We start from the raw sequence: 9462 nt of genomic DNA, 5'->3' as shown, positions 1-9462 counted from the left end.
TCGGCGCGCAGGATGCGCGGTCCGAGCGGGATGGCGGTGACGAAAGGCAACGCCCTCAGCATCCTGCGTTCGTCATCGGAAAATCCGCCTTCCGGCCCGACCAGCAGCGCGAGTTTTTTCTCCCGCACCTTCTGCAACGCCGGCAGCGGGTTGTTGGTCGAGGCGTCCTCGTCGCAGAAGATCAGCCGCCGCTCCTTGTCCCAGCCGCCGAGCAGCCGCTCCAGCTTTTCCGCCTCGCGCACCTGCGGCACGGCCAGGATGCCGCATTGCTCGGCCGCCTCGACGACATTGGCGCGCAGCCGGTCGATGCCGGGCTTCGCCACCTGCGTATGCTGGGTTATGACCGGCTGGAGGATGCCGGCGCCCATCTCCACCGCCTTCTGCACCAGATAGTCGAGCCGGCCCTGCTTCAGCGGCGCGAAGCAGTAGACCAGATCGGGCAGTGGCGGCTGCGGCCGCTGCAAGGAGAGCACCTTGAGCTGGACTGCCTTCTTGGATCTGGCGGCGATCGCCGCCGACCATTCGCCGTCGCGGCCGTTGAAAAGAAGAACCTTAGCGCCTTCGCCGAGCCGCAGCACATGCGCGAGATAGTGGCTCTGCTGTTGTCCAGCATCGAATTCGAGGCCTGGCCCGAGATCGTCCGGCACGAACAGCCGCTGCATCTTGTAGTTGGCGCGCATGGCCGAGCAATGGGCGAGGGCAGCGTTGCCGTCAAGTATCGGCGGACGGATGCCAGACCGGCGTGTAGCCTTGTCTCAGCACCGAAACGCTGGTGGCCGGCGTGAGCAGACGTAGCGGCCGACCGGCGAGACTGTCGAGGGCGATAGGGTCGGCATAACCCGCGAACGACCATCCGAGCACTTTGCCGGCACGGAGCGCATAGGCGGTGTCGTTGTCGGCCACCATCGAGCCATCAGGCAGGTTGCCAAGCTCCACGGCTGCGACGGCCGGTGGCCAGCCGCCCGAAGCCAGCCGCTCCTTGTGCAGCCGCTTGTCGACCATCGGCGCGCGAGGTTCGGGAACGTCGAATGCCTCGCCGAAACGGCCCACGAAATCTGTCGCACGTTCGCGCCGGCAAAAGAAGCAGGGCCGGTGGCCGGCGGCCAATGCCGTCACCTCGTCGAGGAAGAACAGCTCGGTCCAGCCGGCTTTGCCCCCCAATTGGCCGTCACTTTGGCGGTTGCGGCCCATCGGCTCGCGTCGCACGTTGCGGAACTCGCAGACGCAGATGATCCAGGCCTGTAACGCCCAGCGCTTCTTCAGAAGCGTCTTCGTCTCGGGGTCGTGGATGATGCCGCGATTGCCCATGAACAGGCCGCGCTCGGGCGCGGCGTGGATGGCGCCGAACGGATCGACCCGGTTCTGCAGTGGCATAGCTTTCTCTCCGGCACGCACCTTGGCTGAAATGCGGGCGGCATGATATCGCTCGCCCCTGCAATTCATGTCAGCAGGATTCTCATGCGGGTGCTGGTGGTCCAGAACTACGAAAACACCGGCCTCGGCCAGGTCGGCGCCGCGCTTAAGGAGGCCGGCGCCGAGCTCGACCTGCGGCGTCCCTATGAGGGTGACCCGCTGCCTCAGGACGCGGCCGGGCACGATGCGATGGTGGTGCTGGGCGGCGGGCAGAATGCGCTGGCCGACGACGACTACCCCTATTTTCCCGCACTGCTCGAACTGACGCGCGAATTCGCCGGCAGGGACCGGTCGGTGCTCGGCATTTGCCTCGGCGGCCAGCTCGTCGCCCGCGCCTTTGGCGCCGAGAACCACATCGGCCGGGCGGTTGAGTTCGGCTGGTGCGGCGTGTCGCTGACGAGGGAAGCCAAGGCCGATCCCGTGCTCGGCGCGCTGCCAGAAGAATTCCCGATCTTCCAGTGGCACGACGACACATTCGACCTGCCCGAAACCGCCGTCCGGCTCGCCGGCAACGAGGTCGCCACGAACCAGGCCTTTCGCATCGGCCGCGCCGTCTATGGCTTCCAGTTCCATTTCGAGGCCGACCGCCCGCTGGTGCGCGACTGGAGCACGTCCTTCGCGGCAACGATTGCCGAGCGGAACCCCGACTGGGCCGGCAAGCTCGACGACGAGATGGCCCGCAACGGGCCCGACGCCGACGCCGCGGGCCTGGCGATCGCCCGCGCCTGGGTGGCGACGATCTAACGCGTGTCGCCCAAAAGTGCGCAGCGGTTTTGGGAAAACGACACGCGACGCGCTTGAGTTATCTCACCGATCGTTTCGCCAAGCGTGACATAATTGGCACGCGACGGCAGTTCCGCCTGGGGAAAATCTGCTTCGTCCTTGGCCTGTGCTCGCTCGCCATCCTAGAAGGCGCCCGCCCTGTATCGTTCGTGCAACCGCAATGAACCTTCTGTGTGATCTGCGCGACACACCGGCGATACAGAATCTGCCTAGAAGCGCGAAATCGTCGAAACATTGAGACGCATTTTATCGTTTCAACGCATTGGTAACCGCCTCGTGCACAGATGCAGAAAGCTCAACCAGAGATGACGTCCGTGAAAGCAGCGCTTTTGTCCTTTGTTATGCTGTCTGCCATCATCGTGTGCGGCCTCGGCATCTACGCCGCCGATGCAGCCAACAATCACCAGGCCGTTGACGGCTACGGCGTCACCGCCGCGCTTCGCTAAAGCCTGATCCTTCCCGACAAACGAAAAGCTGACCCCACAGCCGGGATCATGGCTAGAACGCCTTTCCCTGCACGGTCACGATACGCTTGTCGCCGCCGTTAACGGCAAGGGCGCTCAGCATTCCCGATTGCCAGGCGAGCGTGTCGACATTGACGCGGTTGGCCAAAACCTCGGTCTCCGGCACCGGTGTGTGCCCGTGCACGATCACCTTCGGGTGAAGGCCGGGGTGGTCGTGGAAGGCGTCGCGGATCCAGATCAGGTCCTGCGGGCTCTGGCTTTCGAGCGGAATGCCGGGCCTGATGCCGGCGTGACAGAAGAAGAAGTCGCCGAAGGTCACTGAAAAGGACAGCGAGCGCAGGAAGTCGACATGGGCTTGCGGCAAGGCTTCGACCAATGCCGCGTGTCCGTGCGCCAGCACCTCGTCCGGCCTGCCGAACCAGCTGCTGCCGATCGAGAGCTTCACCCCGTATGACGCCGCGGTCTGGATACCGCCATAGCGCATGAACAGGCCGTCCGCGTCGGGCTCGGCAAGAAATTCCAGCATGCCGATGTCGTGATTGCCGGCAAGCGTCAGGTTGCGGGGGTCGCGCTCTCTTGCCTCGATCAGGAAATCGATGACGCCTTTGGAATCCGGTCCGCGGTCGACATAGTCGCCGAGATGGATGATGCGCCAATCGGATGACGGTGCATATTCCAGCTCGCTTTCGATCCGGCGATGCATCGCGGCAAGCAGGTCATGGCGGCCATGCACGTCGCCGATCGCATAGAGCCGCATGCCGTCCGGCCCGCGAGCGTCGAGATAATGAATGCCGGTCTCAATCAAGGCATGCGTCTTCCCGTGTCGTAATCACGGGAAACTAGCGCGGATCGATGAATAGGCCCTAGCGTCGCAGCTGGTCCTTGCCCATGTCGGTTACCAAACGCTTACCGCACAGCGCCAGCGTGATGTCCATCTCCTTGCGGATGATTTCGAGCGCCTTGGTGACGCCCGCCTTGCCCATCGCGCCGAGTCCATAGAGGAAGGGCCGGCCGATATAGGTGCCCTTGGCGCCGAGGCAGAGCGCCTTGAGCACGTCCTGGCCAGAGCGGATGCCGCCGTCCATATGCACCTCGATCCTGTCGCCGACCGCATCGGCGATCTCCTCCAGCACCGAAATCGAAGAAGCGGCGCCGTCGAGCTGGCGTCCGCCGTGGTTCGACACGACGATCGCGTCGGCGCCGGTCTCGGCCGCCATCAGCGCGTCCTCCTTGTCGAGAATGCCCTTCAGGATCAGCTTGCCGCCCCAACGCTCCTTGATCCAGGCGACATCCTTCCACGAAAGCTGCGGATCGAACTGCTCCGTCGTCCAGGACGACAGCGAAAAGACGTCGCCGACATCCTTGGCATGGCCAACGATGTTGCGGAAGGTTCGACGCGGCGTGCCGGCCATGCCCAGGCACCAGCGCGGCTTGATGGCCATGTCGATGATGTTGGCGAGCGTCATCTTGGGCGGCGCCGACAGCCCGTTGCGCACATCCTTGTGGCGCTGGCCGAGGATCTGCAAATCGAGCGTCAGCACCAGCGCCGAGCACTTCGCCGCCTTGGCGCGGTCGATGAGGTTGAGCACGAAATCCTTGTCGCGCATTACGTAGAGCTGGAACCAGAATGGCTTCTTGGTCACCGAGGCGACATCCTCGATCGAGCAGATGCTCATCGTCGACAGGGTGAACGGCACGCCGAACTCTTCCGCCGCCTGCGCCGCCAGCATCTCGCCGTCGGCATGCTGCATCCCGGTCAGGCCGGTCGGGGCCAGCGCCACCGGCATCGCCACCTTCTGGCCGATCATCGTCGATTCCAGCGAGCGGTTGCTCATGTCGACCAGCACGCGCTGGCGGAATTTTATCTTGCCGAAATCCTCTTCGTTGGCGCGGTAGGTGCTCTCGGTCCAGGCGCCGGAATCGGCATAGTCGAAGAACATCTTCGGTACCTTGCGGCGCGCCAGGTCCTTGAGGTCGGCGATGGTGAGAATTTCGCTCATGGTGGTCCCCGCTTGATCGATGCTTAGGAGCGTTTGCGTGTTGGTTCGATGTCGCCGGCTTCCGAGCGCTGCCTGAGCCGCAGCCGCGACACGCGCTGCCAGTCGCCGCTGCGCTCGGCTTCCGCCATGGAGCGCTCGACATAGGTGATGTGGTCCATCGCGGCCTTGCGCGCGGCGATGGGGTCGCCGGCCTTGATCGAGGCGTGGATAGCACGGTGCTGCGCAAGCAGCGCGTCGCGCGCCCCGGGCACGGTGAACACGAGGAGCCGGTTCTGGAACACGCCCTCGGAGAGCAGCCGGTAGCACGAGCGCAGCGTGTGCAAGAGGATGATGTTATGCGCGCATTCGCAGACCGCGTGATGGAACTCGACGTCGATATCCGCCTCGTCGTCGAAATCGCCGGTCCGGTGCGCTTCGTCCATGCGCGCCATGATGCGGTCGAGCAGCGCCAGATCCTCGGGCGTCGCCCGCCGCGCCGCGTATTCGGCGGCCACCGCTTCGATCTCGCGCCGGTACTCCAGATAATCGGTCACCGCCTTGCGGTGCGTGGAGATGAGGTCGGTCACCGGCTTGGTGAAAAGCTGGCCGATGACGTCGGCGACATGGGTGCCGCCGCCCGGCCTGGTCGTCAGCAGCCCACGTCCCTCCAGCGCCTTCAGCGCATCGCGCAGGATCGGCCGCGACACGTCGAACTGCCGCGCCAGTTCGCGCTCGCCCGGCAGCCGGTCGCCGGTACGCAGCACGCCTTCCAGGATCAGGTTCTCGATCTGCTGCACCACCTCGTCGGCGGTGCGCGAATGCTCGATCCTGGAGAAGATATCGCTCAACGGAGGGCGCCTGGGAATGGGACGGATGTCGCGCAGATTAAAGCCACTGCCGCCAACTGGTCAAATTATTTATCCAATTCGCCGGATCCGGTATGCTCCGCGGCCGCGCCGTCCCATTCATGCCTGCTAAATTTGCTGTTTACGTGCAATGCTGATTGCCGCAAGAGGACGGGCTTGCACGAAGGGCCGAAACAAGGGGGACCAGCCGTGTCGGACGAGACGTCCAACCTCGAATTCCAGCCGCGCGCCCAAGGCAGCGTCATGGGCTTTCCGGCGCATGAGGGGCGGCCCGGCGCATTGGGCGAGGTGCATGCCCGGCCGCATCCGCTGGTCGAGAAGCCGCGTGTGCTCATCCAGCTCTCCTTCATGACCGAGGGCGGCGCCGCCGTCGACCATGCCGTGCTGTCCGACTTGTCGCGGCGCCTCGGTATCGCGGCGCCCGAACGCCATGCCCGTCACCATGCCATGAAATGGGGCAAGGGCACGGTTCGCTGGGAGCGGCACACCGAATTCTCGACCTATCTCTGGGAAGGGCCGCTCGCCGAGAACGGTCGGGGCCAGGAGGATTCGCCCTTCGGCAACGGCTTCTCGCCGCCCGGAACCGTGATCTCCGGCATCCGGCTCGAAATCCGCAAGTGGACGCAGGCGAGCGAGAAGCTGATCGCCGGCTTTGACCCGACCAGCCTCTGCTATTCGCTGGTCGAGCGGGGCGCGGCTGCCATCATCACCGACTTCCGTCAGGACGGCGATGGCCTGACCCGCATGTTGGTGCTCGACCGCGGCCTGACGCCGGCGAGCACCGGCGCCTTGTCGCAGCGGCTGATCGACATCGAGACCTACCGGACGCTTGCTATGCTTGGCCTGCCGCTGGCGCTGACGCTGTCCGGCCGCGCCCGCCGCATCGAGGACCGGCTGGCCCAGACCACGTTGGAAATGAAGGCGGCCGAGACCCGCGACAGCCAGACGCTGCTCGCCGACCTCACCGAGCTTGCCGCCGAGCTGGAGGCCGACGCCGCCTCCAGTCTCTACCGTTTCGGCGCCAGCCGCGCCTATGACGGTATCGTCAGCGAAAGGCTGGAGGCGCTGGAGGAGGAGCCGGTGCAGGGCTACGACACCTGGGCCGGCTTCCTGCAGCGCCGCATGGCGCCGGCCATGCGCACCTGCCGCTCGGTGGAGGAGCGCCAGGCCAATCTGTCGCGAAAACTCACCCGCACCACCACGTTGCTGCGTACCTGGGTCGATGTCGAGGTCGAGAAGCAGAACCGTGACCTGCTCGCCTCGATGAACAACCGTGCCCGGCTGCAATTGCGACTGCAGCAGACCGTCGAAGGACTCTCGGTCGCCGCCGTGTCCTACTATGTCGTCGGCCTGATCGGCTATCTCGCCAAAGGCGCCTCGATCTTCGGCCACACCTTCGCGCCGGAAGTCGTCACTGCGGCTTCGGTGCCGGTTGCAGTGCTGCTCGTCTGGTGGGCTGTGCGCCGTGTGCGACGCATGCACTCCGAGCCGGCAAGGCACCCCGGCGAATAAGTAATCTCCCCCCTTGAGGGGGAGATGGCCGGCAGGCCAGAGGGGGTCGTCTCACATAGAGCGCCGACGCTTGCGGGGCTACGGAAGCTGGCGCTTCACGCGCGGCGACCCCTCTGTCGCCTTCGGCGACATCTCCCCCTCAAGGGGGGAGAAAGCCAGCGGCAGATTGCCGCTGCGGAAGCTTGGGCCACGCCCGTCGTCCATTGCGACAAAAGCAGCGTTTGCAAGGAACCGCCCTAGCTGGTAAAAGATTTTGACCAGTCGAGCGGAGGAAGTGCCGATGTCCGGCCTTGCCATGCCCAAGCCAGATGCCGGGACGATGCGCCGGCGCGCCGAGATCGTCGCCGACATGCGCATCATCGTGCCGGGCGAGGGTGTCGTCGACACGGCGAATGAAATGCGCGCCTTCGAAACCGATGGCCTCACCGCTTACCGGCAATTGCCGCTGGTGGTGGTGCTGCCCGAGACGGTGGCGCAGGTCTCGCGCGTGCTGAAATACTGCGACGAGCGCAACATCCGCGTCGTGCCGCGCGGCTCCGGCACCTCGCTTTCCGGCGGCGCGCTGCCGCTCGAGGATGCTGTTCTGTTGGTGATGAGCCGCTTCAACCGTATCCTCGCGATCGACTACCCGAACCGCGTCGTCGTCGCCCAGCCGGGCGTCACCAATCTCGGCATCACTATCGCCGTCGAGCAGGAGGGCTTCTATTACGCCCCCGATCCGTCCTCCCAGATCGCCTGCTCGATCGGCGGCAACGTCGCGGAAAATTCCGGCGGCGTGCACTGCCTGAAATACGGGCTCACAGCCAACAATGTGCTGGGCATCGAGATGGTGCTGATGAATGGCGAGGTGGTGCGGCTCGGCGGCAGCCATCTCGACCAGGAAGGCTACGACCTGCTTGGCGTCATGACCGGCTCCGAAGGCCTGCTCGGCGTCGTCACCGAAGTCACCGTGCGCATCCTGAAGAAGCCGGAGACGGCACGCGCGCTGCTCATCGGTTTCCCAACCAGCGAGCAGGGCGGCCAGTGCGTCGCCGACATCATCGGCGCCGGCATCATCCCGGGCGGCATGGAGATGATGGACCGGCCGGCGATCCACGCCGCCGAGGATTTCGTCCATGCCGGCTATCCGCTCGATGTCGAGGCGCTGTTGATCGTCGAGCTCGACGGGCCGAGCGTCGAGGTCGATCACCTGATCGGCCTCGTCGAGACGATCGCCTACGAGAACGGCTCGACCACCTGCCGCATCTCGCAGACGGAAGAGGAGCGGCTGAGCTTCTGGGCCGGCCGCAAGGCCGCCTTCCCGGCGGTCGGCCGCATCTCGCCGGACTATTACTGCATGGACGGCACCATCCCGCGCAAGGAATTGCCGCGCGTGCTGGCCGGCATGCGCGATCTTTCCGAGAAGTATGGGTTGGGTGTCGCCAACGTCTTCCATGCCGGCGACGGCAATCTGCACCCGCTGATCCTCTACGACGCCAACGTGCCGGGCGAGCTCGACAAGGCCGAGAGCTTCGGCGCCGACATTTTGCGGCTTTGCGTCGAGGTCGGCGGCGTCTTGACCGGCGAGCATGGCGTCGGCGTCGAGAAGCGCGACCTGATGCCGGAAATGTTCAACCAGATCGACCTCGACCAGCAGATGCGCGTCAAATGCGCCTTCGACCCCAACCATCTGCTCAACCCCGGCAAGGTCTTCCCGCAGCTCCGCCGCTGCGCCGAGCTCGGCCGCATGCATGTGCATCGCGGGCAGCTGGCGTTTCCGGACATTCCGAGGTTTTGATGGGAACGTCTAAGAACTTGGGTTCCTCGCCCCCGCAAAGCGGGGGAGAGGTGGCTCGGGCGAAGCCCGAGACGGAGAGGGGGACGCCCTATCAGTCGAGCCGCCGCTCGCCCGAAAAGATCGCCCGTGCGCGCGAGCTTCGCCACGGTGACAATCAAGCAGAAGCGACCCTCTGGAATGAACTGAAAGCCAAGAGGCTGGGTGGCTACAAATTCGTTCGCCAGATGCCAATCGGCCCGTATTTCGCGGATTTTGCCTGCAGGAGCAAAAAGCTGGCCGTGGAACTGGACGGCAGCCAGCATGCTGACAGTTCGTACGACAGGCGACGAGACGAATTCATGCGCAGCGAAGGCTTTTCGGTTTTGCGCTTCTGGAATCTTGATGTGTTGAAGAACAAGAGGAGTGTCTGCGAAACGATCCTTGCGGTGCTTGAAGGGCGGCTCGCCGAAGATGTTGCCGCTGCGGACCTCAGGTTTGTTTTCGCTGCCAAGAAAATTGGAGGCGACGCCCTATGATGGCCCCCTCTCCGTCTCGGGCTTTGCCCGAGCCACCTCTCCCCCGCTTCGCGGGGGCGAGGAACCCAAGCTTTTCAAGGTCGCGACGCTGGCGGTTGGCGTTTCCTCGCCTCCATGAAATGGGGGAGAGGTGTCCGCGTAGCGGACGGAGAG

The 9462-nt window shown here is 64.8% G+C and carries 10 protein-coding genes; 5 read left to right on the top strand and 5 right to left on the bottom strand.

The window, feature by feature from the left end; all coding sequences use genetic code 11:
* Positions 1 to 680 (bottom strand): 16S rRNA (uracil(1498)-N(3))-methyltransferase (locus tag EOA38_RS18210; RefSeq protein ID WP_127299867.1); only part of this gene is annotated, 680 nt, incomplete at its 3' end.
* Between the two features lie 31 nt (positions 681 to 711).
* A complete protein-coding gene (locus tag EOA38_RS18205; protein WP_127299866.1) occupies positions 712 to 1374 on the bottom strand; it encodes a hypothetical protein in 663 nt (220 codons plus the stop codon).
* An 84-nt stretch (positions 1375 to 1458) separates the two neighbouring features.
* Here EOA38_RS18205 and EOA38_RS18200 point away from each other — a divergent pair, with 84 nt between their 5' ends.
* A complete protein-coding gene (locus tag EOA38_RS18200) occupies positions 1459 to 2157 on the top strand; it encodes a type 1 glutamine amidotransferase (RefSeq protein ID WP_127299868.1) in 699 nt (232 codons plus the stop codon).
* Between the two features lie 344 nt (positions 2158 to 2501).
* Entirely contained in the window at positions 2502 to 2642 is a 141-nt protein-coding gene (locus tag EOA38_RS39765; protein ID WP_189350748.1) for a hypothetical protein, read from the top strand.
* A gap of 52 nt (positions 2643 to 2694) precedes the next feature.
* On the opposite strand, the gene EOA38_RS18190 is transcribed toward EOA38_RS39765, so the two are convergent.
* The 3 genes from EOA38_RS18190 to EOA38_RS18180 are packed head-to-tail and all read right to left on the bottom strand — an operon-like array spanning position 2695 to position 5487.
* Entirely contained in the window at positions 2695 to 3465 is a 771-nt protein-coding gene (locus EOA38_RS18190) for a metallophosphoesterase (protein ID WP_127299865.1), read from the bottom strand.
* Between the two features lie 58 nt (positions 3466 to 3523).
* Entirely contained in the window at positions 3524 to 4660 is a 1137-nt protein-coding gene (locus EOA38_RS18185) for an alpha-hydroxy acid oxidase (protein WP_127299864.1), read from the bottom strand.
* Positions 4661 to 4683: 23 nt separating this feature from the next.
* Positions 4684 to 5487, bottom strand: a complete 804-nt coding sequence (locus EOA38_RS18180) for an FCD domain-containing protein (protein WP_127299863.1) — start codon at positions 5485 to 5487, stop codon at positions 4684 to 4686.
* Positions 5488 to 5694: 207 nt separating this feature from the next.
* Between EOA38_RS18180 and EOA38_RS18175 the strand changes: the two genes are divergently transcribed.
* The 3 genes from EOA38_RS18175 to EOA38_RS18165 all read left to right on the top strand — a co-directional run bounded on the left by EOA38_RS18175 (position 5695) and on the right by EOA38_RS18165 (position 9309).
* Positions 5695 to 7017, top strand: coding sequence for a DUF3422 family protein (locus tag EOA38_RS18175; protein ID WP_127299862.1), 1323 nt, complete (start codon positions 5695 to 5697; stop codon positions 7015 to 7017).
* Between the two features lie 280 nt (positions 7018 to 7297).
* Positions 7298 to 8794: an FAD-linked oxidase C-terminal domain-containing protein gene (locus EOA38_RS18170; RefSeq protein ID WP_127299861.1), complete on the top strand. Its 1497-nt coding sequence runs from the start codon at positions 7298 to 7300 to the stop codon at positions 8792 to 8794.
* A 50-nt stretch (positions 8795 to 8844) separates the two neighbouring features.
* Entirely contained in the window at positions 8845 to 9309 is a 465-nt protein-coding gene (locus EOA38_RS18165) for a DUF559 domain-containing protein (protein ID WP_245480865.1), read from the top strand.
* The last annotated feature ends 153 nt before the right edge of the window (positions 9310 to 9462 follow it).

This window comes from Mesorhizobium sp. M1E.F.Ca.ET.041.01.1.1 (assembly GCF_003997355.1).
Lineage (GTDB): Bacteria > Pseudomonadota > Alphaproteobacteria > Rhizobiales > Rhizobiaceae > Mesorhizobium.
Note: the sequence above shows the minus strand (reverse complement) of the source record. Positions and strands in the feature narration are given on the sequence as shown.